Source organism: Nocardia terrae, assembly GCF_009760405.1.
Taxonomy (GTDB): domain Bacteria; phylum Actinomycetota; class Actinomycetes; order Mycobacteriales; family Mycobacteriaceae; genus Nocardia; species Nocardia terrae.
The window spans coordinates 34,367-59,718 of sequence record NZ_WRPP01000008.1; the positions used below are offsets into that span (position 1 = coordinate 34,367).

At 68.4% G+C, this 25,352-nt stretch carries 20 protein-coding genes and 1 pseudogene; 14 read left to right on the plus strand and 7 right to left on the minus strand.

Features of this window, described 5'->3' with window-relative positions:
* Positions 1-6 precede the first annotated feature (6 nt).
* Positions 7-1,167, minus strand: coding sequence for a cellulase family glycosylhydrolase (locus GPX89_RS33265; RefSeq protein ID WP_157391711.1), 1,161 nt, complete (start codon positions 1,165-1,167; stop codon positions 7-9).
* Positions 1,168-1,285: 118 nt separating this feature from the next.
* Positions 1,286-4,837: a DNA polymerase III subunit alpha gene (gene dnaE, locus GPX89_RS33270; protein ID WP_328602587.1), complete on the minus strand. Its 3,552-nt coding sequence runs from the start codon at positions 4,835-4,837 to the stop codon at positions 1,286-1,288.
* A gap of 169 nt (positions 4,838-5,006) precedes the next feature.
* Here dnaE and GPX89_RS33275 point away from each other — a divergent pair, with 169 nt between their 5' ends.
* The 8 genes from GPX89_RS33275 to acs all read left to right on the plus strand — a co-directional run bounded on the left by GPX89_RS33275 (position 5,007) and on the right by acs (position 15,038).
* The gene (locus GPX89_RS33275; protein ID WP_157391712.1) at positions 5,007-6,197 is read left to right on the plus strand and encodes a histidine kinase; all 1,191 of its coding nucleotides are present in this window, start codon (positions 5,007-5,009) and stop codon (positions 6,195-6,197) included.
* A 46-nt stretch (positions 6,198-6,243) separates the two neighbouring features.
* Positions 6,244-7,035, plus strand: a complete 792-nt coding sequence (locus GPX89_RS33280; RefSeq protein WP_328602588.1) for a LytR/AlgR family response regulator transcription factor — start codon at positions 6,244-6,246, stop codon at positions 7,033-7,035.
* Positions 7,036-7,388: 353 nt separating this feature from the next.
* On the plus strand, positions 7,389-7,754 hold the full coding sequence (locus GPX89_RS33285; protein ID WP_157391713.1) for a hypothetical protein: 366 nt from the start codon (positions 7,389-7,391) through the stop codon (positions 7,752-7,754).
* Between the two features lies 1 nt (position 7,755).
* Complete coding sequence (locus GPX89_RS33290; protein WP_157391714.1) at positions 7,756-9,291, plus strand: sodium/solute symporter; 1,536 nt, start codon at positions 7,756-7,758, stop codon at positions 9,289-9,291.
* Between the two features lie 202 nt (positions 9,292-9,493).
* Entirely contained in the window at positions 9,494-10,888 is a 1,395-nt protein-coding gene (locus tag GPX89_RS33295; protein WP_328602589.1) for an ammonium transporter, read from the plus strand.
* 140 nt (positions 10,889-11,028) lie between these two features.
* Positions 11,029-11,385 (plus strand): DUF485 domain-containing protein, encoded by a 357-nt coding sequence (locus tag GPX89_RS33300; protein WP_157391715.1) that lies wholly within the window; start codon positions 11,029-11,031, stop codon positions 11,383-11,385.
* Entirely contained in the window at positions 11,382-13,016 is a 1,635-nt protein-coding gene (locus GPX89_RS33305) for a solute symporter family protein (protein ID WP_328602590.1), read from the plus strand. The genes GPX89_RS33300 and GPX89_RS33305 overlap by 4 nt, the downstream gene beginning before the upstream one ends.
* 81 nt (positions 13,017-13,097) lie before the next feature.
* A complete protein-coding gene (acs, locus tag GPX89_RS33310) occupies positions 13,098-15,038 on the plus strand; it encodes an acetate--CoA ligase (protein ID WP_328602591.1) in 1,941 nt (646 codons plus the stop codon).
* 15 nt (positions 15,039-15,053) lie between these two features.
* On the opposite strand, the gene GPX89_RS33315 is transcribed toward acs, so the two are convergent.
* Positions 15,054-16,304 carry a serine hydrolase domain-containing protein gene (locus tag GPX89_RS33315; protein WP_328602592.1) on the minus strand — a complete coding sequence of 417 codons (1,251 nt, stop codon included), beginning with the start codon at positions 16,302-16,304 and terminating at the stop codon, positions 15,054-15,056.
* Positions 16,305-16,442: 138 nt separating this feature from the next.
* On the opposite strand from GPX89_RS33315, the gene GPX89_RS33320 reads away from it, so the two are divergent.
* Entirely contained in the window at positions 16,443-17,828 is a 1,386-nt protein-coding gene (locus GPX89_RS33320) for an alpha/beta hydrolase family protein (protein ID WP_157391716.1), read from the plus strand.
* Positions 17,829-17,883: 55 nt separating this feature from the next.
* Positions 17,884-18,504, plus strand: coding sequence for a class I SAM-dependent methyltransferase (locus GPX89_RS33325; RefSeq protein ID WP_328602593.1), 621 nt, complete (start codon positions 17,884-17,886; stop codon positions 18,502-18,504).
* 3 nt (positions 18,505-18,507) lie between these two features.
* On the opposite strand, the gene GPX89_RS33330 is transcribed toward GPX89_RS33325, so the two are convergent.
* Complete coding sequence (locus tag GPX89_RS33330; RefSeq protein WP_328602635.1) at positions 18,508-18,906, minus strand: VOC family protein; 399 nt, start codon at positions 18,904-18,906, stop codon at positions 18,508-18,510.
* A gap of 261 nt (positions 18,907-19,167) precedes the next feature.
* On the opposite strand from GPX89_RS33330, the gene GPX89_RS33335 reads away from it, so the two are divergent.
* A complete protein-coding gene (locus tag GPX89_RS33335; protein WP_157391717.1) occupies positions 19,168-19,464 on the plus strand; it encodes a hypothetical protein in 297 nt (98 codons plus the stop codon).
* A 14-nt stretch (positions 19,465-19,478) separates the two neighbouring features.
* On the opposite strand, the gene GPX89_RS33340 is transcribed toward GPX89_RS33335, so the two are convergent.
* From GPX89_RS33340 to GPX89_RS46335, 3 genes and pseudogenes are all read right to left on the minus strand, one after another.
* Positions 19,479-20,159, minus strand: coding sequence for a response regulator (locus GPX89_RS33340; protein WP_328602594.1), 681 nt, complete (start codon positions 20,157-20,159; stop codon positions 19,479-19,481).
* Positions 20,141-20,800: an ATP-binding protein gene (locus GPX89_RS46330; protein WP_407939515.1), complete on the minus strand. Its 660-nt coding sequence runs from the start codon at positions 20,798-20,800 to the stop codon at positions 20,141-20,143. Before GPX89_RS46330 ends, GPX89_RS33340 begins: the two co-directional genes overlap by 19 nt.
* A gap of 135 nt (positions 20,801-20,935) precedes the next feature.
* Positions 20,936-22,360 (minus strand): annotated as a pseudogene (locus GPX89_RS46335) (Spo0B domain-containing protein); the annotation flags it as partial.
* Positions 22,361-22,570: 210 nt separating this feature from the next.
* On the opposite strand from GPX89_RS46335, the gene GPX89_RS33355 reads away from it, so the two are divergent.
* The 3 genes from GPX89_RS33355 to GPX89_RS33365 are packed head-to-tail and all read left to right on the plus strand — an operon-like array spanning position 22,571 to position 25,352.
* Complete coding sequence (locus tag GPX89_RS33355) at positions 22,571-23,401, plus strand: ABC transporter ATP-binding protein (RefSeq protein WP_157391718.1); 831 nt, start codon at positions 22,571-22,573, stop codon at positions 23,399-23,401.
* On the plus strand, positions 23,391-24,296 hold the full coding sequence (locus GPX89_RS33360; protein ID WP_328602596.1) for an ABC transporter permease: 906 nt from the start codon (positions 23,391-23,393) through the stop codon (positions 24,294-24,296). Before GPX89_RS33355 ends, GPX89_RS33360 begins: the two co-directional genes overlap by 11 nt.
* Positions 24,297-24,299: 3 nt before the next feature.
* Positions 24,300-25,352, plus strand: coding sequence for an ABC transporter substrate-binding protein (locus GPX89_RS33365; protein WP_157391719.1), 1,053 nt, complete (start codon positions 24,300-24,302; stop codon positions 25,350-25,352).

The following is a 25,352-nucleotide window of genomic DNA, read 5'->3' on the forward strand; positions in this document are numbered from 1 at the left end:
CGGCGCTCAGCCCAGAGTGCTGCGCTCGGCCACCAGCTTCCACAGCGGATCATCGGGGCCAACGTCGTAGGTGCATTCATCCAGCCGCGGATCGGGGACGTACGCCCAGATCACCGCGCCCGCGGTGCCCCCAATCCGCTGGCCCGCGATGCGCGCGGCCATCCGGTCGCGCCGCTCGTCGAGGCTCTCGCACGAACCGGCGTTCTCGCCGATCTCGCCCACCAGCAACGGCTTTCCCAAGGCCCGGGCCTGCACCAGACGGTTGCCCAGACCCGAGGGGCCGCCGATGAGCGGACTGTCGGACTCGCTGTAGTCGTGGTATTCGACGACGTCGATATTCGGTGACTCGCTGACGGTGCGGAAATCATTGCCCGCCGTGCCGCACTGGCTGCCGCCGACATAACCGGCGAAGATCAGCCGCTCGGGATCGAGATCGCGCACGATCTTCCCGGCGGTGTCCATGAAGCCGCGCAGCACCTGCGCGGCGTCCTTAGGGCAGGTCCGCGACCGCAGATCGCATTGGCCGCCACGGCAATTGCTCGTCTCGGGCTCACCTACCAGTTCCCAGCCCGCCAGCACCGGGGAGCTGCGCCACCGGCCGACGGCGGTGCGCAGCCAGTCTTGGAAACTCATGACCGACCGGCCATGGATCGGGACGAACCGGGTCCAGCCGTCCACGTACCATTGCCGCTGCTTGAAGATCTCGTCGCCGCAGTCCCCGTTCTGCGCGGCCAGCACCGGCAGCACCATCCGGCCGTGCTTCTCGGCCGCCGCGAAAACCGCGTCTGCCGCGGTGAAGTCGAGCCGGCCCGAGTTCTTGTTCACCGCGAGGGCCTGGAACATGGCGAAGCGGGTCAGGGAGTTCTCGGGCACCTTGCTGAAGAAGGCGTCCAAGTCGACCTCCGCGCCGCAGCCGAAATTGATCGAGTAGTCGGTCGCCAGCTGGGGACCGTTGAATCCCGAAGGCCACCAAGGCCGTCCGCGCAGTAGCAGGCCGTCCGCACTCGCCGAGACCACGGCGGGAGCGGCGGGAGCGGCGGCCGCGGGGGGCTGTGCCAGCGATGTGGTGGTCACGTGGTGCGGCAGGCTCTGGCCGCATCCACCGATAGCCAGCGAACTGGTGGCGATCAGCGCGGTGAAACGGCGAATCGATCGTACAGCCACCATATCCAGGACCCTACCGACAACCCGAACGGATTCCGGGGATTCCGAACGGTGCGGCCGACATCGGCGAACCGGATAGCTACCGGTCCGCAATGGGCGGACCGGTGTCAGCGTCGAACGCTCAGCCGCCCAGGCAGCCCGGGCCGAGGAGCGCCTTCAAATCGCCCATGAGGGCCGAGGAGTGCGAGACCCGGAGATTGTCGGCGACCTTGAGCGTGGTGGTGCGATCCCGGGAGCCGACATGTCTGATGTGCACGTCGGCGGTGCCGGGATGACGGGACAGCACCCGCTTGAGTTCGCCGATCTTGTCGGGCGTGCACAGGCGAGTTGGAATGACCACCTGCAGCGGCCGATCCACGCCGATGGACGAAAGGTCGGGCACCACGAGGTCGTTGGCGATGAGGGAGACGCGGTCGTCGCGGGCGCTGACGCGGGCCTTGACCAGGACGATGGCGTCCTCGGTGACGTCCATGCCGTAGACCGAGTAGGACTGCGGGAAGAACAGCACCTCGATGCCACCGCTGAGGTCTTCGAGCTGGGCCGAGGCCCAGGGCAGGCCGTTCTTGTTCACGCGGCGGGTGACATTGGCGAAGATGCCGCCGATGGTGACCTGCGCGCCGTCCTTCACGTCGCCTTCGAGAATGGCCGGGATCTGCGTGTCGGACTGCGCGGCCAGCACGTGCTCGACACCGTTGAGCGGGTGCCCGGACACGTAGAGGCCCAGCATCTCCCGCTCGAGCGCCAGCTTGTGCTTGGTCTCCCATTCCTCGTCGGGGACCTTCACATTGAAGACGCTGGCGATCGACTCGTCGCCGTCGTCGAGGCCGCCGAAGAGGTCGAACTGACCGATGGCCTCGGCCTTCTTGGTGGACATGACCGCGTCGATGGCGTCGGAGTGCACCAGCAGCAGGCCCTTGCGCGGATGGCCGAGCGAGTCGAAAGCACCTGCCTTGATGAGCGATTCGGTGACCTTCTTGGTGCAGGCCACGGCGTCGATCTTGTTCAAATAGTCGGAGAAGTCGGTGAACTTCGACTTCTCCTTGCGCGCCGCGATGATCGAGGACACCACGTTCGCGCCGACATTGCGCACCGCGCCCATGCCGAAGCGAATGTCGTTGCCCACGGAGGCGAATTCGATCTCGGACTCGTTGACGTCGGGCGGCAGCACCTGGATGCCCAGGCGGCGGCAGTCGGCCAGGTAGACGGCGGCCTTGTCCTTGTCGTCACCGACGGAGGTGAGCAGACCGGCCATGTACTCGGCGGGGTAGTTCGCCTTGAGGTAGGCGGTCCAGAAGGAGACCAGGCCGTATCCGGCCGCGTGCGATTTGTTGAACGCGTAGCCGGCGAACGGAAGAATCGTGTCCCACAGCGCCTTGATGGCGGGCTTGGAGAATCCGTTCTCCAGCATGCCCTTTTCGAAGCCCTCGAATTCGGCCTCGAGGACCTCGGCCTTCTTCTTACCCATGGCGCGGCGCAGAATGTCTGCTCGGCCGAGCGAGTAGCCGGCGACCTTCTGGGCGATCTGCATGATCTGCTCCTGATACACGATCAGGCCGTAGGTATCACGCAGGATGTCCTTCAGAGGCTCTTCCAATTCGGGGTGAATCGGTTTGACCTCTTGCCGCCCGTTCTTGCGGTCGGCGTAGTCGTTGTGCGCGTTCATGCCCATGGGACCCGGGCGGTACAGCGCGAGCACGGCGACGATGTCCTCGAAGCCGGTGGGCTGCATGCGGCGCAGCAGGTCTCGCATGGCGCCACCGTCGAGCTGGAACACGCCGAGAGTGTCACCGCGGGCGAGCAATTCGTAGGTGGGGGCGTCTTCCAGCGGCAGGGTGTCGAGGTCCAGGTCGATGCCGCGGTTGGCCTTCATGTTCTGCAGGCAGTCACCGATGACCGTCAGGTTGCGCAGGCCCAGGAAGTCCATCTTCAACAGGCCGATGGCCTCACACGACGGGTAGTCCCAGCCGGTGATGATGGCGCCGTCCTGCGCGCGCTTCCAGACCGGGATCGCATCCGTCAGCGGCTCGCTGGACATAATGACGGCACAGGCGTGCACACCCGCGTTGCGGATCAGACCTTCCAGACCGCGCGCGGTCTCGTAGATCTTGTTGACATCCGGGTTGGTATTGATGAGCTCGCGGACCTCGGCGGCTTCCTTGTACCGCTCGTGCTCCGGGTCCATGATGCCCGAGAGCGGAATGTCCTTGGCCATGATCGGCGGCGGCAGCGCCTTGGAGATCTGATCCGCGATGGCGAAGCCCGGCTGGCCGAACTGCACGCGCGCCGAGTCCTTCAGCGCCGCTTTGGTTTTAATGGTGCCGAAGGTGATCACCTGGGCGACCCGGTCGTTGCCCCACTTCTCGGTGGCGTAGCGGACCATCTCACCGCGGCGGCGATCGTCGAAGTCGATATCGATATCGGGCATGGAGACGCGCTCGGGGTTGAGGAAGCGCTCGAACAGCAGACCGTGCGGAATCGGGTCGATATTCGTGATGCCCATCGCGTAGGCGACCAGCGAGCCCGCCGCCGAACCACGGCCCGGGCCGACATTGATGCCGACCGAGCGGGCGTAGGTGATGAGGTCGGCGACGATGAGGAAGTAGGCCGGGAAGCCCATCTCGTTGATGACGCCGATCTCGTAGTCGGCGCGCGTGATGTATTCGGCCGGAACGCCGCCCGGGAAGCGCCGGTCCAGGCCGCGCATGACCTCCTTGCGCAGCCAGCTGGCCTGGGTCTCGCCCTCGGGCACCGGGAAGATCGGCATCCGGTCGCGGTGCGCCCAGACATCCTCGTAGGACTGGACGCGCTCACCGATGAGGACGGTGTTGTCGCACGCGCCGGGGACTTCCGCGTCCCAGATGGCGCGCATCTCCTCGGCGGACTTGAGGTAGTAGCCGGAGCCGTCGAACTTGAAGCGGGTCGGGTCCGAGAGCGTCTTGCCGGTCTGAATGCACAGCAGCGCTTCGTGGTTGGCCGAATCGGACTCGTGCACGTAGTGGCAGTCGTTGGTGGCCAGCGGCGGGATGCCCAGCTTCTTGCCGACGTCCAGCAGGCCCTGGCGCACCCGGGTCTCGATGGACAGGCCGTGGTCCATCAGCTCCAGGAAGAAGTTCTCGGGGCCGAAGATCTCCTGCCACTTGGCCGCGGCCTCGAGGGCCTCGCGCTCGTGGCCCAGGCGCAGGCGGGTCTGCACCTCGCCCGAGGGGCAGCCGGTGGTGGCGATGATGCCCTCGGCGTGCTCGGCGATGATGTCGGCGTCCATGCGCGCCCATTTGCCGAGCTGGCCTTCGATGGAGGCGAGGCTCGAGAGCTTGAACAGGTTGCGCAGACCGGTCGCGTTCTCGGCGACCATGGTCATGTGGGTGTAGGAACCCGAACCGGAGACGTCATCGCTCTTCTGCGACGGGTCGCCCCACAGCACGCGCTTGGTGTTGAACCGGGACTCCGGCGCGATGTAGGCCTCGATGCCGATGATCGGCTTGATGCCCTGCTTCTTGGCGGAGTTGTAGAACTCCGACGCGCCGTACATATTGCCGTGGTCGGACATGCCGACCGCGGTCATGCCCAGTCGTGTCGCCTCTTTGAACAAGGGCGTGATCTTCGCCGCGCCGTCGAGCATCGAGTACTCGGTGTGGTTGTGGAGATGGACGAATGATCCCGACGAGGCTGACACCCGGCCATCTTAAGTGCACCCGCCGACAGGTTCCGAAGGCACGCGGGGGCGGGTCGCAAGATCGGCGTGGCGTCCTCGCGTGTCGCCAGTTCACCGGTGCCGGAGGTGGTGAATGCCGCGCCGGAGGTGGTGAATGCCACTGCGGCAACGGCTCAGTGATAATCGGGCCATGACCGCCACCGCCGCCGCGATCCTGGTCTCGGGCGCGCTGATCGCGGGCGCGCTGCTGGTCTGGCCGCGCACCCGGCGCACGGTGACCACACCCGCCGAGCGTGCGGTGCACATGGTCCTGCACACCGCCTCCGAAGCGGCCCGCCCGCTGCGCCGCGGTCTGACCGCCGACTCCGCCGCCGAGGCCGCACCCTATCTGCGCACGCTGACCGGGGCAGAGGCGCTGGGCATCGCCGATGCCGACGGCACCCTGCTGGCGTGGGAGGGGCCGCATCCGGAATTGGCGGGGATCTTCACCGACGCGGCCCGCCGGGCCATTTCGACCGGACGCCCGCTGCTGGTCGCCGGTCCCGGCGCGGGGACGCACACCGTCATCGCCCAGCCGCTGTCCACCGAATACGGCGGCATGGCTGGCGCGGTGGGAGCGGTCATCACCGGGCAGCCCGATCCGGGCATGCTGGGCGCGGTCGCCGAGGTGGCCCGATACGCCTGCGGCCACATCGAATTGGCCGAACTCGACGCCTCCCGCGCCCGGCTCGACCGCGCCGAGGTGCGGGCGCTGCGGGCGCAGATCAGCCCGCATTTCATCTACAACGCCCTGAACACCATCGCGTCGTTCGTGCGCACCGATCCGGCGCGGGCGCGTGAGCTCATCCTCGATTTCGCCGACTTCACCCGCTATTCCTTCCGCACCGCGGGCGAATTCACCGTGCTGGCCGACGAATTGAAGAATATCGACCGGTACCTCGTACTCGAGCGCGCCCGCTTCGGCGACGCGCTGCAGGTCCGGCTCCAGATAGCACCGGAGGTGCTGGGCGTGGTGCTGCCGTTCCTGGCCTTGCAGCCCCTGGTGGAGAACGCGGTCCGCCACGGCCTGGCTCCGCAACCCTCCGGCGGCACCCTGACCCTCGTCGCCGCCGACGAGGGCACCGACTGCGTCATCACCATCGAGGACGACGGCGTCGGCATGGATCCCGACCTGCTTCGCTCCGGTGCGCTGGACGCCGTCGAAAAGGGCTCCGCCGACGCGCCTTCCGGCGAATCCGCCCATATCGGACTGGCCAATGTGGACGACCGCCTGCGCGCCGCCTTCGGCGACGACTACGGCCTCATCGTCGAAACCGCGCCCCGGGCGGGCACCAAGGTCATCATGCGCATCCCCAAATTCCGCGCGGGCATCCACCCCTGACCCGCTCGCCCACCACCGGACAAATCGCCCGTACGATGAGGCCGTTGTGACTCAGACCACCATCAAGGGGCCGGGCACGCTGCGCGTCCTGGCCGTCGACGACGAGAAGCCCGCTCTGGACGAGCTGGTGTATCTGCTGCGCACCCGCCCCGAGGTCGGCGAGATCCACCAGGCCGCCGACGCCACCTCCGCCCTGCGAGTCCTGCGCGCCCACCCCGTCGACGCGGTCTTCCTCGACATCAACATGCCCGGCCTCGACGGCATGGAATTGGCCGGAATCCTCTCGGAATTCGCGACCCCGCCCGCCCTGGTCTTCGTGACCGCCCACGACGACCGGGCGGTAGCCGCCTTCGACCTGGGAGCCGTGGACTACCTGCTGAAACCGATCCGCGAAGCCCGGCTGGCCGAATCGGTCCGACGGATCCCTTCGGGCCCTGCCCGCCCGAGCCCCCAGCGCGAACCGTCCGACCCGCACGCCGTGATCCCGGTCGAACTCGGCGGCGTCACCACCCTGGTCGCCCGCGAGAGCGTGAATTGGGTGGAGGCCGACGGCGATTACGCCCGCCTGCACACCGACACCGGCTCCCACCTCGTCCGAATCCCCCTCTCCGAACTGGAAAACCGCTGGCGCGAAGCCGGATTCGTCCGCGTCCACCGCTCCTACCTGGTCGCCCTCCGCGAAGTCACCGGCCTGCGAATGGTCGGCACCAGCACGGTGGTGTGCCTCCGCGCCACCGGCTCCTCCCCCGCCGTCGAACTGCCGGTGGCCCGCCGCCAGGTCCGCGAACTCAAACACCGCCTCATACCCGCGGCCCACCGCACCCGAGGCAACCGATGAGTGCGCTACGAAAGCCCGAGCGCGCGAACCGAGTTCGGCGATCGGACTCCGGCACCGTAGGCGAGCCGCAAACCAGGATGAACAGACCGCGAAGCCTGGGCGCGGGCGGGGAAGCGCATCGGGCGGCGCAGGCCGTGCGCATGAATGGTGTTCGGCAAGCAGGCCCCGCGGGCGAACCGCGAAACTTGGGCGCGCGCCTGGCGGAGGGCGGCCGATGAGCGCGGCGCGACCAAAGCCAGGGTGCGCGAACCGAGTTCGGCGGCCTGCGGCGTCACTGGCGAACTACCTGCCGTGGAGGCCGTGTCGCGACGCCGGGGTGCGGGCTGGGCAGCGGATCGGGTCGAGGGCGGGCGATGAACGCTGAGCAGCGGAAGCCGGTGCGAGAGCGGGTGGTGCTGGCCGAGCGGCGGGGAGCGCGGGTCGTGCGGGCGCGGGTGGAGGTGGCCGAGCAGACCGAGGTAGGGGCGGTGCTGATCGGTGGGCTGATTCGGGCGCAGTTCGGGCTGGCCGTTCGGCTGGGTTCGGTGACCGTGGTCGTACTGGGTGCGCTGCCGCTGCTTTTCCTGGGGCCGCTCGGGACGGCGACGGTGTTCGGAATCCGGTTGCCGTGGCTGTTATTGGGGGCGGCGGCGTATCCGCTGTTGTTCGTCGTGGGAAGGATCTACACCCGGCTGGCCGAACGCAATGAACGTGACTTCAACGAATTGACCAGGGACTGAGATGGATTCGCACGCGTCGCCGCTCACACTGATCGCGCTGCTGGCCGCGGCCGTCGCGACGGTCGGAATCGCGGTGTACGGGGTGCGGCTGGCGCGGACCACCTCCGACTTCCTGGTCGCCTCGCGCAGTGTGGGGCCGCGGTGGAACGCGGCGGCCATCTCGGGTGAATACCTTTCCGCCGCCTCGTTTCTCGGCGTCGCCGGGCTGATCGCCAAATACGGAGCGGACGCACTGTGGTACCCGGTGGGTTTCACGGCGGGTTATCTGGGCCTGCTGCTGTTCGTCGCCGCACCGTTGCGGCGCTCGGGGGCGTACACGGTGCCGGACTTCACCGAATTCCGGCTCGGCTCTTTGCGTTTGCGGCGTTTGGCGGCACTGGTCGTGGTGCTCGTATGCGCCGTGTACCTGATCCCGCAGTTCCAGGGCGCGGGTCTGACGGTGCGAATCCTGTTGGGCGTGCCCGGCTGGGTCGGGGCCGTCGCGGTCGCCACCATCGTCATCGCCACCGTCGCCGGCGGCGGAATGCGATCGATCACCTTCGTCCAGGCCTTCCAGTATTGGCTGAAACTGACCGCCGTCGCACTGCCCGCCCTGGTGCTGGCCGCCCACTTCCTCGGCAACCGCCCCGCGACCACCGAGCTCGGCGCCTGGCTGCGTCCCGGCGGCGGGCTCGGCGGACCCCACCCCCTCTACGCGGTCTACTCCCTGATCGTCGCAACCTTCCTGGGCACCATGGGTTTACCGCACGTCCTGGTGCGCTTCTACACGAATCCGGACGGCCGAGCCGCCCGGGCGACGGCCGCGACCGTCATCGGCATGGTCGGCGTCTTCTACCTGTTCCCCACCCTGCTGGGCGCGTTCGCCAGGGTCTTCACGCCGCAGGTGCTGGGCTCGGACGCCTCGGACGCCGCCGTACTGCTCCTGCCCGAATCCGTGCTCGGCGGACTGGCAGGCCAACTGCTGGGCGCACTCGTCGCCGCCGGTGCCCTGGCCGCCTTCCTGTCCACCTCATCCGGCCTGCTGGTGAGCATCGCGGGCGTAGTCAGCACCGACCTCCTCCGCGGCCGCATCCGCGATTTCCGGCTGGCAGCCCTCATCGCGGGCGCTGTCCCCCTGGCCCTTTCGCTGGTCGTAGTCTCCCTCGACCTCTCCCGCACGGTCGGCCTGGCCTTCTCGGTCGCGGCCTCGACCCTGTGCCCCCTGCTCACCCTGGGCATCTGGTGGCGCGGCCTGACCGCGACCGGCGCGGCCGCGGGCCTGATCATCGGCGGCCTGACTTCCGGTGCGGCAACCGCGATTTCGGTAGCGGGCGGCATCCCGACCCGAATCGCCGACGGCTGGCCCGCAGCGATCCTGAGCTACCCCGCCGCCGTCAGCGTCCCCCTCACCTTCCTCACCATGATCGCCATCAGCCGCCTGACCCGCCCCCAGCCCACCCCCGAAATCGCGCGAATCTTCGTCCGCCTCCACGCCCCCGAGGGCCTGGGCCTGAGCACCGACCGCGAACCCGGCCTCCGCCCGGCCGGAACCGGGTGAGCCGGTGATCCCCGACGACTCTCGATCTTGTCCCCGGGTTCTCGCCGCCACCGCCCGCCGAGACGCCTGACCGAAACGACCGGGGCCCTCGATGCGGCGGCGCCGGGTCGGCGAATTCATCGGCCCGAAACGCCGACTGGCGCCGGACGAAACAGTCGTTCTCGATGCTGTGCCCAATTCCCGTTGGATATGAGGTGCGAGTGTGAATTCGGGAGACACGGCGTGGGTGCTGGCCAGTGCGGCGCTGGTCATGTTGATGACGCCGGGGCTGGCGTTCTTCTACGGCGGCATGGTCGGTAACAAGAGTGTGCTGAACATGCTGATGATGAACTTCACCTGCCTGGGCGTGGTGGCGACCCTGTGGCTGTTGTACGGATACAGCGAAGCGTTCGGCAGCGACGTCTTCCACGGGCTGGTGGGCGGGATGTCGCACGCGCTGCTCCGGATGACGCAGGGGACGACGTCCGGCCCGGCGGGACACCAGATTCCCACCATGGCGTTCGTGATGTTCCAGCTGATGTTCGCGGTCATCACGACGGCGCTGATCTCCGGGGCGATAGCGGGCAGGACGCGATTCTGGGCGTGGCTGGGGTTCACGGTCCTGTGGACGACCGTTGTGTATTTCCCTGTCGCGCACTGGGTTTTCAGCACAAACGGGTTCACGAATACCGACGCGTCCGGAAACTCGGCCGATATCGGGGGATGGATCGTCAACAGGCTCGAGGCATTCGATTTCGCGGGCGGCACCGCGGTGCACATCAACGCGGGCGCGGCGGCGCTGGCGGTGACGCTGGTGATCGGGAAGCGGCACGGCTGGCCGCGCACCATCACGCGACCGCACAATGTGCCGTTCACGCTGCTGGGCGCGTCGTTGCTGTGGTTCGGGTGGTACGGGTTCAATGCCGGATCCGCGTTGACAGCAGGTGATCTCGCGGCGGTGGCGTTCACCAACACGACCATCGCGACGGGTGCGGCGTCGCTGGCGTGGATCATCGTCGAGCAGGTGCGCGACGGCAACCCGACCACCATCGGGGCGTCGTCGGGCGCGGTCGCGGGGCTGGTGGCCATCACGCCCGCGTGCGGCTTCGTCGGAACCTTGGGCGCGCTGGTCATCGGTATCGCGGCGGGGGTGTTCTGCGCACTGGCGGTGAGCCTGAAATTCACCTTCGGCTATGACGATTCGCTCGACGTGGTGGGCGTGCACCTGGTCGGCGGGCTGGTGGGGACGCTGTTGATCGGCGTGTTCGCCGATGCTTCGGTGAATCCGGCGGGCGGCAACGGACTGCTCTACGGCGGCGGGGTCACCCAACTGCTGCGGCAGGCCGTCGCGGCGCTGGCCGTGATGGGCTATTCGTTCGTGGCGACGCTGATCCTGGCGTGGATCGTCCACAAACTCTTCGGGTTCCGCGTCGACCACGAGGTGGAGGCGAGCGGTATCGACGAATCCGAGCACGCCGAATCCGCCTACGACGGTCCGTTCTCGGACAGCATCCCGGTCACCGCGCCGGCGCGGCCGCGCGTCCCGGTGACACCGCCACGCCGACAGCCCGGCCCCCCGACCGGCCCGACGCCGAGACCCCGCGGCCAGTATTGGTGACCGTTCGGCGCGTGGGATCGACCGTTCGGCGCACGAAGCGGGTCCTTCGGCGAGTGACCCGGGCCACATCATGTGTTGATCATGAAGTCCTGGCTAGCGTTTCGCGGCAAGTAAGCCCCGTCACACGCTAGGACCGTTCGATGAGCAGCAGTATCGAGGTCGGCGGTACCCCGCCGGCCGCGCCCACGGCGGCGGAGTTCGCCGCCATGCAGGCCAGTCCGGAGTTCCAGGAACTTCGGCACCGGCTGCGGCGCTTCGTGTTTCCCATGACCGCCGTGTTCCTCACCTGGTATCTGAGCTATGTGCTGCTGGGTGCGTACGCCCATGACTTCATGGCGCACAAGGTGTTCGGGAACGTGAACACCGGGCTGCTGCTCGGGCTCGGGCAGTTCGTGTCGACCTTCGTGATCACCGGGTTGTACGTCCGGTTCGCCAATCGGGAGCTGGATCCCCGCGCCGCCGCGCTGCGCGCCGAGCTGGAAGGGGACCGGGCGTGAACACCCTGACCTACGCCGCCGCCGAGACGGTCGGCAAGCCCGCGGTCAATATCGCCATCTTCGCGCTGTTCGTGGCCGTCACCATGGTCGTGGTGGTGCGGGCCAGCCGCTCCAATGCCGGTGCGGCGGACTTCTTCACCGGCGGGCGCGGCTTCTCCGGGCCGCAGAACGGCATCGCCATCGCGGGCGATTACCTCTCGGCCGCGAGCTTCCTCGGCATCGCGGGGGCCGTCGCGGTGTACGGGTACGACGGGTTCCTGTACTCCATCGGCTTCCTGGTGGCGTGGCTGGTCGCGCTGCTGCTGGTCGCCGAAATGCTGCGCAACACCGGTAAATTCACCATGGCCGACGTGCTGAGCTTCCGGTTGAAGCAAGGTCCGGTGCGCACGGCCGCGGCCCTGTCGACCCTCGCGGTGTCGCTGTTCTATCTGCTGGCGCAGATGGCGGGCGCGGGCGGCCTGGTGGCGCTGCTGCTCGATATCAAGAGCCGCACCGGGCAATCGGTGGTGATCGCGGTCGTCGGCATTCTCATGATCGTCTATGTGCTGGTCGGCGGCATGAAGGGCACCACCTGGGTGCAGATCATCAAGGCGGTGCTGCTCATCGCGGGCGCGGCGTTGATGACGGTGATGGTGCTGGGCAAGTTCGGTTTCCACTTCTCCGACATCCTCGGCTCGGCGCAGCAGCACGTGTCGGAATCGACCGCCAAGGCCGTGGCCGCGCGTGACGTGCTGGCCCCGGGCGCGCAGTACGGCGCGAACGGCACCTCCAAGCTGAACTTCGTCTCCCTGGGCCTGGCACTGGTACTCGGCACGGCCGGTCTGCCGCATGTGCTGATGCGCTTCTACACCGTGCCGACCGCGAAAGAGGCACGCCGCTCGGTGGTCTGGGCGATCGGCCTGATCGGCGCGTTCTACCTGTTCACGCTGGTGCTCGGCTACGGCGCGGCCGCCATCGTGGGCCCGGACAAGATCCTGGCCGCGGCCGGCGGGCAGAACTCCGCCGCCCCGCTGCTGGCCTTCGAGCTCGGTGGCGTGGTGCTGCTGGCCGTCATCTCGGCGGTCGCGTTCGCCACCATCCTGGCGGTGGTCGCGGGTCTGACCATCACCGCCTCGGCCTCCTTCGCCCACGACATCTACGCGGGAGTCATCAAGCGCGGCAAGGTCTCCGACAGCGAGCAGGTGCGGGTCTCGCGCATCACCGCGGTCGTGGTGGGCCTGCTGGCCATCGGCCTCGGCATCCTGGCCAACGGTCAGAACGTCGCGTTCCTGGTGGCACTGGCTTTCGCGGTGGCGGCCTCGGCGAACCTGCCGACCATCCTGTACTCGCTGTTCTGGAAGCGCTTCAATACCACCGGCGCGCTGTGGAGCATGTACGGCGGCCTGATCTCCACCATCGTGCTGATCGTCTTCTCCCCCGCCGTGTCCGGCAACAAGACCGCCATGCTGCCGAAGCTGAGCTTCGACTGGTTCCCGCTGTCCAACCCGGGCATCGTGTCCATCCCGCTCGCCTTCGCGCTCGGCATCGCCGGCACCTTCCTGGGCAAGGCCGACGAGGACCCCGCCAAGGCCACCGAAATGGAGGTGCGCGCCCTCACCGGCGTCGGAGCCGAGAAGGCGATCGCGCACTGACCCCGTTCCCGGTGGCGGCCTCCCGCGCGCCCGCCACCGGGGACGGCCCCTCCCACCCCTCGTCCGACAGGAGTAAGCGCAGTGACCAGCACGACCGATATCGACCGACGCCCCGTCTCGTATCCGCCGAGCGAATCCTTTGCGGCGCAAGCCAACGCGGGTCGCGCGCTGTACGACCGGGCGGCGGACCGGGAGGGCTTCTGGGCCGAGCAGGCGCGCCGCCTGCACTGGCACCGGTCCTTCGGCCGGGTGCTGGACTGGGACGAGTCCACCTCCGTGGCCGCGTGGTTCGCGGACGGCACGCTCAATGTCGCGTACAACTGCGTGGACCGACACGTGCTCGACGGACACGGCGATCAGGTCGCCATCCACTGGGAGGGTGAGCCGGGCGATTCCCGCGACCTCACCTACGCCGACCTGCTGGCGGACGTGTCCAGGGCGGCGAACACGCTCGCAGGGCTGGGGCTGACCGCCGGTGATCGGGTGGCCATCTATATGCCGATGATCCCCGAGGCCATCGTCGCCATGCTCGCCTGTGCCCGGCTCGGGCTCGTGCATTCGGTAGTGTTCGCGGGATTCTCGGCGAGCGCGCTGCGGCAGCGGGTCGACGACGCCGGGGCACGACTGGTGATCACCACCGACGGGCAGTGGCGACGAGGTGCGGCCGCGCCGCTGAAGCCCGCGGTGGACGAGGCGCTCGCGGAAGGCGATTCGACCGTCGAGCACGTGCTCGTGGTGCGCCGCACCGGGATCGAGACCCCGATGGCCGAGGGTCGCGACCTGTGGTGGGACGAAACCGTCGCGCACGCCTCCCCCGAGCACGAGGCGCAGCCCTTCGACGCCGAGCACCCGCTGTTCATCCTCTACACCTCCGGCACCACCGGAAAACCCAAGGGCATCGTGCACACCTCGGGCGGCTATCTGACCCAGGCGTCCTATACCCACAATGTGGTGTTCGACCATCGACCGGGCCGGGATGTGTACTGGTGCACCGCCGACATCGGCTGGATCACCGGCCACTCCTACATCGTGTACGGCCCGCTGGCCAACCGCGCCACCCAGGTCGTCTACGAGGGCACCCCCAACTTCCCGGACGAGCACCGCCACTGGCAGATCATCGAAAAGTACGGCGTCACCATCTATTACACCGCGCCGACACTGGTCCGCACGTTCATGAAGTGGGGCCGCGAGATCCCCGACGCCCACGACCTGTCGAGCCTGCGGCTGCTGGGCTCGGTCGGCGAGCCGATCAACCCCGAAGCCTGGCGCTGGTACCGGGATGTGGTGGGCGGCAACCGGACTCCCATCGTCGACACCTGGTGGCAGACCGAGACCGGCGCGATCATGATCTCCCCGCTGCCGGGCGTCACCGCCGCCAAGCCGGGCGCGGCCATGACCCCGCTGCCCGGCATCTCCGCCAAGGTCGTCGACGACGACGGCACCGAACTCGGCGACCGCGACGCCGACGGCCTGCTGGTGCTCACCGAGCCCTGGCCGTCCATGGCCCGCGGCATCTGGGGCGACCCCCAGCGTTTCCGGGAAACCTACTGGGACCGATTCGCCGCCACCGGCTGGTATTTCGCGGGTGACGGCGCGCGCCTCGATGCCGACGGCGACCTGTGGATCATGGGCCGGGTGGACGATGTCATGAACGTCTCCGGCCACCGCATCTCCACCGCCGAGGTGGAGTCGGCGCTGGTCGGGCACACCGGCGTGGCCGAGGCCGCCGTGGTCGGCGCGTCCGACGCCACCACCGGTCAGGGCATCGTCGCCTTCGTCATCCTGACCGCCGGAACCGCCGACACCGGAGCCGATCTGGTGGGCGAGCTGAAGGCCGAGGTCTCCCGCGAGATCAGCCCGATCGCCCGCCCGCGCGAGATCCACGTGGTTCCGGAGCTGCCCAAGACACGGTCCGGCAAGATCATGCGCCGCCTGCTGCGCGATGTGGCCGAGGGCCGCGAACTCGGCGACACCTCGACCCTGGTGGATCCCGGCGTGTTCGAGGCGATCGCCCGGCGCTGAAACCGCGAGCGCGGGTCAGGCGGCCGCGGGCTCGACATGGGTAGTGGTGCGACGCGCCGCGTGAGCGCCCCGCACCACCAGCGGCAGCACCCATGCCGACGCGATCTGGTCCAGACTCGCCGCCCCGATGCCGAGGCGGTTGTGCACGAATCCGACCGAAAGACCCTGCCGCGGATCGGCCCAGCCGAACGATCCGCCCAGTCCGATGTGCCCGAAGCCCGCGCGGGCGCCCGGAATCGGCAGGGAGTGATAACCCATGTGCCACATCATGGGGATGTAGAACAGCGCGTGGTCGAGGCGATAGGTCTCGACCTGCCGCATGGCCTTGACGGTTTCCGGCGAGAGGTACCGGCGGCCTTGGTGCATACCGTCATTGGCGAGCGCGCCGTAGACGGTGGCCAGGCCGGTCGCGGTGCAGACGCCGTTGCCCGCCCCCAGTTCGGTGTGCAGGATCGGCGGATCCTCGCCTTCCAGCAGCAGATCCAGGCCGGGCAGGAACAGCGCCCGCGCCGCGGCCCCCAGCGCGCCGGGTAGCGAGTAGGCGCGGCCCAGCACCAGCGAGATGTAGTTCGTGCCGACCAGCGACAGCTTGTTGCCCTGCATGACCGCCGCGCTCGTGGGCGATCCGGCCGGCGGCTTGCCCAGGTGGATGCCCTCCGCGCCCAGCGGTTCGGCGATCTCGGTGCGGAACAGCTCGGCCATGCCCCGCCCGGTGACCGCGCGTGCCAGGCCCGCCAGCAGCCAGCCGTAGGTCAGCGCGTGATAGGTCGGAATGCCCAGCAGGTGATCGGGTTTCGCCGCGGCCAGCTGGTCTTCCATCATCCGGTGGTCGAGCACGTCGTCGAGGCCGCGCGCGATCTCGGGCAGCCCGTACAGCCCGGCCCGGTGGGACATCACCTCACGCACGGTGATTCGCTGCTTGCCATTGGCGGCGAATTCGGGCCAGTAGTGGGCGACCGGGGCGTCGTAGTCGATGAGTCCGCGGTCGGCCAGCCGGTGGACGACCGTGGCCGCGAGACCTTTGGTGGCGGAGAAGATGACCGAGCCGGTGTCGGCGGACCAGGGCCGATCGGGCGCGGCCTCGCCGGTCCAGATCTCGACCAGGGGTTCGCCGCGCAGATGCACGGTGAGCGCGCCTCCCGCGCCCGGATGGCCCCCGACCATCCGCGCGAAAGCACGTACCAGGGGACCGAATTCGGTGGCCGCGTAACCGCTCACCGAGGTGGGAAGGTCCACGAGACCCGCGAGAGAAGCGTCATTGCTCACCTCTTACACGGTACGAGCGAAAGGTGACGCCGGGCAATGACCTCGCCGGGAGAGTTATTCGCGTTGGCCCAGTGGTTATTTCGAGTGTCCGGTTCGGGATGGGGTTGTTATCCCGTAAGGGTGCGTAGGCTGAACACCATGCGTACGCTGCGGTCGGTACTGCTGGCTGTGTTCGCCGTCGTTGCCTTGGTCGCGGGGTGCGCGACCAAGCAGGAGACAGCGCCACCGCAGGTCAGCGGTGATTTCCAAGGGAATATCGAGATTCCGGACCATCCACTGGCGGTCGGGGTCAGCTTCGCCGCGAATGGCAAGGCCACCATCGATATTCCGTCGCAGGGCGTCGAGAGCAAGGCGCTCAGCGATGTGAAGGCCGACCCCGACGCGGTGTCCTGGACCATCACACGGTTCCCCGGAAATCCCTCGTACCAGGGCAAATACGATAAGGGCTCGGACACGATCAAGGGGCAGTTCACCCAGTCCGGGCAGACCTTCCCGCTGAACCTGGCCCGCGGCAAGGTGCAGGGCCCGCCGCGGCCGCAGGAGCCCAAGCCGCCGTACCCGTACAAGTCCGAGGATGTCAGCTATCGCAGCGGCGACATCACCATCGCCGGGACGCTCACCGAACCGAATACCGGCGGGCCGTTCCCGACGGTCGTGCTGATCAACGGCAGCGGGGCCAACGACCGCAATGAGGAGATCCTGGGCCACAAGCCGTTCCTGCTGCTCGCCGACACCCTCACCCGGGCCGGGTACGCGGTGCTGCGCACCGACAAGCGCGGGGTCGGCAAGTCCGGCGGGACGCTGGAGACCTCCAGCTACCAGGACCTCACCGGCGACATCGCCGCCGGCATGACCTTCCTGCACGGACGGTCCGACATCGATGCCAAACGGATCGGTCTGCTCGGCCACAGTGAGGGCGGCTACCTGGGCCCGCTCTACGCCTCGCGGCCCGACAGCGGCGTGGCCTTCGTGATCATGATGGCGGGCCCGGCGGTGCCCGGCTCGGACGTACTGGTCGTGCAGAACCGGCTGATCCTCACCGCGCAGGGCGCGAGCGCCGAGGAGGTCGACAAGCAGGTCGCCTACATCTCGACCATGTCCACGCTGCTGCGCGCTGGAGACCTGGAGGCCGCTAAGACCTATGTGCGCCAGCACAACGACGAGCTGCCCGCCGACAAGAAGCTGTCCGAGGACGACATCGACGCGCTGATCAACCCGTACATGGCCGCGCTCGTCGGCTACGACCCCGCACCCGCGCTGTCGGCGCTGCGGGTGCCGGTGCTCGCCTTCTACGGCACCAAGGATCTGCAGGTGCCCGCCTCCCAGAGCGAGGGCCCGGCCCGCACCCTGCTCGCCGCCGACCCGGATGCCACCGTGCACGTCTTCGACGGCCTCAACCACCTGATGCAGCCCGCGAACACCGGCAGCCCCAAGGAGTACGCCACCATCGAGACCACCATCGATCCGCAGGTGCTGACCTTTGTCACCGACTGGCTGACCCAGCGGTTCCCACCGGCGCACTGACGACTTGTGCACGGTGCACGTGGCGCATCGGCGTTTCGGTTGGAAGAGTGGTGGGGTGGGAATTTACGAAGACCGGGTGCTGCCTCGACTGGTCGACCTGTGCTGCGGGGCCGAACAGATGAACCCCGAGCGTGAGCGGGTCTGCGCGGGGCTGCACGGCCGGGTCGTCGAGATCGGATTCGGGTCCGGGCGCAATGTGCCGTTCTATCCGGACACGGTGACTTCGGTGCACGCCGTCGAGCCCGCCGACCTGGGCTGGCGGATGGCCGCCGAGCGGGTGGCCGCGTCGAAGGTTCCGGTGGAGCGCTCCGGCCTGGACGGGCAGCAGCTGCCCTTCGAGGACGACAGTTTCGACGCGGCGCTGTCGACCTGGACGCTGTGCACCATTCCCGACGTCGAGTCCGCGCTCGCCGAGGTGCGCCGGGTTCTGGTGCCCGGCGGCACTTTTCACTTCGTCGAGCACGGTCTCGCACCGGATCACGGGGTGGAGAAGTGGCAGCATCGGCTGAACCCGATTCAGAAGATCGTGGCCGGCGGCTGCCACCTCAACCGCGATATTCGCGGCCTGGTCGAGGGCGCGGGTTTCGAGATCCGCGACATCGACCGCTACTACCAGCCCGACACCCCCAGGCCGTGGGGTTCGCTGTCGCTGGGAGTCGCTGTGGTCGCGCTCTGACTCCTAGTGGGGCCAACCGCCGTACGGGACGGTGATCAGCTCCATGAAGTGGCCGACGGGATCGAGGAAATAGATCCCCCGGCCGCCGTCATTGTGGTTGATCTCGTTGACGCCCTGCTGACGCGGATCGGCCCAATAGGTCATGCCGTACCGCTTGATCTTGTCGTAGGCGGCGTCGAATTCTTCCTCGGACACGAGAAACGCATAGTGCTGAGGTTGCGGCTCGCCCTCGAAACCCGGTGGCATATCGGCGAAGTCGAAGGTGACGCCGTTCCCGACGGTAATCGGAATGAACGGCCCGTACGGCTTGCCCACCTCCACCCCGAGGATGTCCGCCCAGAATTCGGCGGAAACCTGCCTGTCGGCGCACGCGACAATGGTGTGGTTGAACTGGATAGTGATAGGAATTCTCCTGTACTCGTGGCGATCCCGACCCTGGACCGGTACAAGTCGGCCGACAGGAGCACCGCCACTCCCCCGACGTTAGTCACCCGGCCGCGATTCCGCCAAGGATCCTGTGCGAACCGTCACAGGGTGAGCCTGCCCCCGAAATATCGGCCCCAGGAAGTCGGGGCAATCGTCGGCGCGTGCGGTGAAGCGGCCTCGCGTACTGTGCCGAATCGTCGGGGACTCAATAGATTCGATACCCCCAGGGGATAGTTCATGACGCGCAAATACCTCTATTCCGCGGCCGCGGCCGCGGCCCTCTGCACCACCCTCGCGCTGGGCGGTACCGCCACCGCGGACCCGACGCCGTCGACCTTCATGGTCACGACGGCACCGGTCGTCGACTCCGGTTCCGTCTCGGCCGGATCCGCCGCCTCCTACGGTGTCAGCCTGATCCAGACCATCCTCATGCAGACCGGTTCCTCCGGCCTGGCCCGTTCGCTCGACCAGCTGGCGTGCACGCTGGCCGGACGGCAGTTCAGCGACGGCACGTGCATCGGCGGCGGCATCTGAGCGCTGCCGCGCGCTCAGGCGCGGCGGGGCGCGGAGTACTCCTGCTCCGGGCGGCCGGTGCTGCCGTAGCGCAGTTGCATGCGTAGGTCTCCCGCGCCGACGAGGCTGGCCAGATAGCGCTGCGCGGTGGCGCGGGAGATCCCGATGGCGGCCGAGACCTGAGCCGCCGACATGGGTTCCGCCGAAGCCCGAATCGCCTGCATCACCAGGTCTTTCGTGTGGGATGCCGGTGCGGCGACCGGACCGCCGCCGACGGTCGTCGGTGGCGGGCGCAGCGCCGCCAGCGCCGCGTCCACATCGGCCGCGGTCACCTCCGGCGCCGCCAGCACCCGCCGATACCGCCCGTACCCGACCAGCCGCGCGGCCAACACCGCGTGATCGAACGGCTTCACCAGGTACCCGAGCGCCCCCGCCGCCAGCGCCGCCCGAATCGTCGCCGATTCCGTTGCGGCGGTGAGCATCATGGCGTCGAACCGAATCTCCCGCACCAGCTCCACCCCCGACCCGTCGGGCAGATATACGTCCACCAACGCCAGATCGAAGGCGTGCTCGGCGATGGCGGCCCGCGCGGCGGCCAGGCTGTTCACGGTCGCGACCACCGCGAATCCCGGTAGCGCCGAAACGATTCCGGCATGCAGGTTGGCCACCCGGAAGTCGTCATCGACGACCAGGACGTTCAGATCTCCTCGGCCCACGCGGGCTCCTCCTCCGACAACACACCCGGCATCCGGGCGATGAATTCCGCTCCCCGCAGGACCGTCCCGGTGTCCCCCACCGCCGGATCCGGGGAATCGACGGCGGCCCCTCCGGGGTCGGCCAGACGAACCTCGCCACCGCGAGCCCGGGCGACCTGCCTGGACAACGCCAGCCCCAGTCCGCGCCCGCCGGCTCCGCCACCCGACTTGGTCGAAACCCCTTCGGCGAACACCGAATCCACGAGCTCGGGCGCGACTCCGGCCCCGCTGTCCGCCACGGCGATATGCAGGGTGGCCCCCTCCCGCACCAGCTCCACCTCGACCACCGCTCCGGCCCCGCCCACCGCCGAATCGCGATTCCCACCGAGGATCCCGGAATCCACGTCTCCACCGAGAATCCCACCCCCGCCGGGATTCTCACCGCGGTCGAGAGCCCCGGCGGCAGAGCCGATATCGCCGGTCGCTGAAGTGCCCGCACCTTCGGCGGCGGCAGACCTCACGGCGCCGCCGGGAATCCCGCTGCCACCGGGGTTCGCACGGAGGCCGGACTCGGCCGTGCGGATACCGTCCCCGCCTGCGGTGAGGTCTGCGCCGAAGTCCGATGAGCCATCCTCGGCGTGGCCTGTGCGGCCGGACGACACGATGTCACCAGGGGCAACCGGGCCCGCGGAGACCGAGGCAGCGGCGTCGTCATCGAGACTCGCCGCGTCGGCCGGACCGTCACCGGCAGGACCAGCGGCCGCATTCGGCTTTGCCTCTCGACCGGGATCGATGGCCGCGGCCTCGATGGCGTTGTCGAGGAGGTTGCCGAGGACGGTGGTGACGTCGACCGGGGCCGCGAGGGTGGCGTCGACCCAGGTGTTGGGGCCGAGGCGGAGGTGGACGCCCTTTTCGCGGGCATGGGCGGCCTTCGCGGCGAGGAAGGCTTGGAGATAGGGGTCTCGGATGGCGTCCATGCCGGGGAGCGCCGCGCCGAGGGGGCCGGTGCCGAGGAGTTCTTCGATGTAGTGGGTGGCCTCGTCGGGGCGGCCGGTGTGGAGCAGGCCGTTGAGGAGGTGGAGGCGGTTGGCGAATTCGTGGCGCTGGGCGCGCAGCACGGTGCTCATGGTGGAGACCGCGTCGAGCTGGCGGGTCAGGGATTCCACGTCGGTGCGGTCGCGGACGGACAGGACCGCGCCCAGCGCCCGGCCGTCGCGGGAGACCGCGCGGGCGGTGACGACGACGATGCGGTCGCCGACCGCCGCCTGGACCGGTTGACCGTCGGCGGCCCGGAAGGCTTGCAGGACACGGGGAGTCAGGCCGATCGACTCGACGTCGCTGCCCGGTTCGGGGTCGATGCCCAGCAGACGCCGCGCCTCGTCATTGACGACGGTGACCCGGGACTTCGCATCGGCCGCGACCACTCCCTCACCGATGCCGTGCAGGACGGCGTCCTGCTCGCGCACCAGATCCGCCAGATCCGAAGGCTCCAACCCCAGCGTCAAGCCATGCCAGCGACGGGCCAGCAACACCGATCCGGCAATACCCGCCAGCAGTGCGCCGCCGATCAGCAAGCCCGCCCGGCGCAGATCACGCAGCAGCTGATCATGTACGGCCGCAGTCGAAATCCCCACGCTCACCTCACCGACGACCCTGCCGCCGGTCGGGGCCGCACCGCTTGCCGGGATCGGGCCCGTGGGCGACCCGCTCGCCGGGTGGCCGGCAGTGGGCATGTCCGGAGCGGTTGACGGGAGCGCGGTTCCCGGCCTGGGCGAAGACGTGGTGTCCGGTTGCAGGACCGGGACTTTCGCGCGGACGGATTCGCCGAGGGTTCCGTGCTCTTGAATCACGACCTCGCCGCCCGCCAGGGCCCGGGAGGGGTCGGTGCTGACTCGCTCGCCGAGGCGTGCGCGGTCGGGATGGGCGAGGCGGATGCCCTGGTCGTCGGTGATGACCACGAACAGTGCACCGGTGCGCACCCCCGCCTCGTCGGCGAGGTGCTCGAGTTCTCCGGCCGCGAGTTCCTGCCGCAGCGCCGGGCCGACGGGGGTCGGGCTGTCGGCGTAGCGGGCGACCTCGGCGCGGACCTGAGGGTCGGAGGCGACGGTGCGGGCAATGGCGAGAGCGCGCTGACCGTACTCGTTGGAGAGGCGCTCGCCGCTGACGTAGGCGAAGACCCCGAAGGCCAATCCCAGCGTCAGGCCCACCACGGCGATCTGCAGGAGCAGGATCTGGGTCCGGAGACGGACGGAGCGGGGGCCGAGCGAGAGCACGGGCGACAGTGTAGACAACGGTCCGCAAACGCTCGAGCAGAATGCGCAAAACGGCCGAATCGTCAGTTGTGTGACTTGCGCGCACAACCGGGCCGAGTGTGACCCGGCGCACGTAGCTTCTGTCCAACGCCGCAGCAGCGGCACTGAACAGGAGCAGTAATGAGCACAACGACCAATGAGCGCAGCGACGCGCCTTTGATCGAACTGCGTGGTGCGACCAAGCGGTTCCCGGGCAACAACGGCGGGATTCACACCGCTGTGCGCGACCTCGAGTTCACCGTCGCGGCGGGCGAATTCGTCGCCGTCGTGGGCCCCACCGGTTGCGGTAAGTCCACCACGCTGTCGCTGGTCTCCGGCCTGGAACCCGCTTCGGCCGGTCGAACCCTGGTACGCGGCAAGGATGTTCGCGGTATTCCGGACGGCGTCGGCTACATGTTCCAGCAGGACGCCGTGCTGCCGTGGAAGTCGGTCGTCGACAATGTGGCGCTGGGCCCGAAGTTCCGGGGTGTGTCCAAGGCCGAGGCCCGCGAGAAGGCGCTCCGCTGGGTGCGCACGGTCGGGCTGGGCGGATTCGAGAACTACTACCCGCATCAGCTTTCCGGCGGTATGCGCAAGCGCGTCGCCCTGGCGCAGACGCTGGTCAACGATCCCGAGATCATCCTCATGGATGAGCCGTTCAGCGCGCTGGACGTGCAGACCCGCCAGCTCATGCAGGACGAGCTGCTGCGGGTGTGGTCCGGCACCAACGCGGCGGTCATCTTCGTGACCCACGATCTGGAAGAGGCCATCGCCCTGGCCGACCGGGTCGTCGTCATGACCGCCTCCCCCGCGACCGTCTGCGGCGACTTCCGGGTCACCCTGGACCGCCCGCGCAATGTCGAGGAAGTCCGTCTCACCGAGGAATTCCGCGATCTCTACAAGGAAATCTGGGAAACGCTGCGCGATCAGGTCGAGGCGGCTCGCACGAAGGGAACGTCCCGTGTCGCTTGAGACCAATACCGCGCTCGATACCATGCGCGAAACCGCCGCCGCCTCAACCGAATTCGAGGTCGAGACCGAGGAGCAGATCCTGGCCCGGGTGCGTTCCACCGCCCGCAAGAACAAGATCCGCACCTGGGGCCTGCGCGCCCTGATCGTGCTCGCCTGGCTCGGCTCCTGGCAGCTCACCGCCACCTACTGGATCGACCCGTTCTTCTACTCCAAGCCGTCGCTGATCTGGGACCGCCTGGTCGAATGGTTCACCAAGGGAACACAGTTCGGCTCCATCTGGCTGCAGCTGTACACCACCGTGCAGGAGGCCGTGCTGGGCTTCGCCATCGGCACCGTGGCCGGTGTCGTACTGGGCGTGCTGCTGGGCCGCTCCCGCTACTGGGCCGACGTGCTGGCCCCGTTCATCAAGGCGCTCAACGCGGTTCCGCGCATCGTGCTGGCCTCGCTGTTCATCATCTGGTTCGGCCTGGGGCTGCAGTCCAAGGTGGCGACGGTCGTGGTGCTGGTGTTCTTCGCGGTGTTCTTCAACGCCTTCACCGGTGCGCGTGAAGTGGACGGCAATGTCATCAACAATGCCCGCATCCTGGGCGCGAGCCGCCGTCAGGTGCTGGGCTCGATCGTGCTGCCCAGTGCCACCACCTGGATCCTGTCCTCGCTGCACACCGCCTTCGGCTTCGCGCTCATCGGCGCGGTGGTCGGCGAGTACGCCGGCGCCAGCAAGGGTCTGGGCCTGCTGATCAGCAATGCGCAGGGCACCTTCGACGCGGCGGGCATCTACGCGGGCATGATCATCATCACCGTGGTGGCCCTGGTCGCGGAGTGGCTGATCGGCGTCGCGGAGAACCGGCTGCTGAAATGGCGTCCGTCCCAGTCCGCCTCGGGCCACGGGATCTGAGCCATGAAGTACCGCAAGCACATCGCCGTCGTCCTGCTGGCCATCGGCTCGCTGCTGCTGGCCACCGGCTGCCGCGACTCGCGCACGATTCCCACCGAGCACGGGCGGCCGCAGATCACCATCATGGTGGGCGGTCTGGAGAAGGTCATCTACCTGCCGGCCATGCTCACCGAGAAGCTGGGCTTCTTCAAGGCCAATGACATCGACGTGAAGCTGCTGGGCGAGCAGTCCGGCGCGACCGCCGAGACCGCGCTGCTCACCGGCGACGTCCAGGCCGTGGTCGGCTTCTACGACCACACCATCGACCTGCAGGCCAAGGATCAGTGCCTGAAGACGGTGGTGCAGTTCGCCGACGTCCCCGGCGAGGTGGAGCTGGTCTCCAAGCAGGACGCCGACACCATCAAGTCCCCCAAGGACTTCAAGGGCCGCAATCTGGGCGTCACGTCGCTGGGTTCCTCCACCGACTTCCTCACCCAGGCGCTGGCCGGACAGGAGGGCCTGGGCACCTCCGACTACACCCGGGTGAAAGTCGGTGCGGGACAGACCTTCATCGCGGGCATGAACCACAACGGCATCGACGCGGGCATGACCACCGACCCGACCGTCGCCAAGATGGTCACCTCCGGCGACGCGAAGATCCTGGTGGACATGCGCAATGAGCAGGGCACCCGCGCGGCCCTGGGCGGCCTCTACCCCGCCGCCTCGCTCTACATGCGCTGCGAGACCGTCACCAGCCATCCGGACATCGTGCAGAAGCTGGCCGACGCCTTCGTCCAGACATTGCGCTGGATCAAGACCCACACTCCGGAGGAGATCGCCGCCAAGATGCCCGCCCAGTACGCGGGCGGCGACCCGAAGCTCTACGTCAAGTCCATCACCGACTCGATCACCATGTTCAACGGCGACGGCCTGATGAAACCCGAAGGCGCGCAGAACGTCCTGCGCATCCTCGGCCAGTACTCCCGCAATGTCTCCCCGGTGAAGGACCACATCGATCTGAACGCGACCTACACCAACGAGTTCGCGGCGAAGGCCCAGGGCGTCCGCCAACCCTGA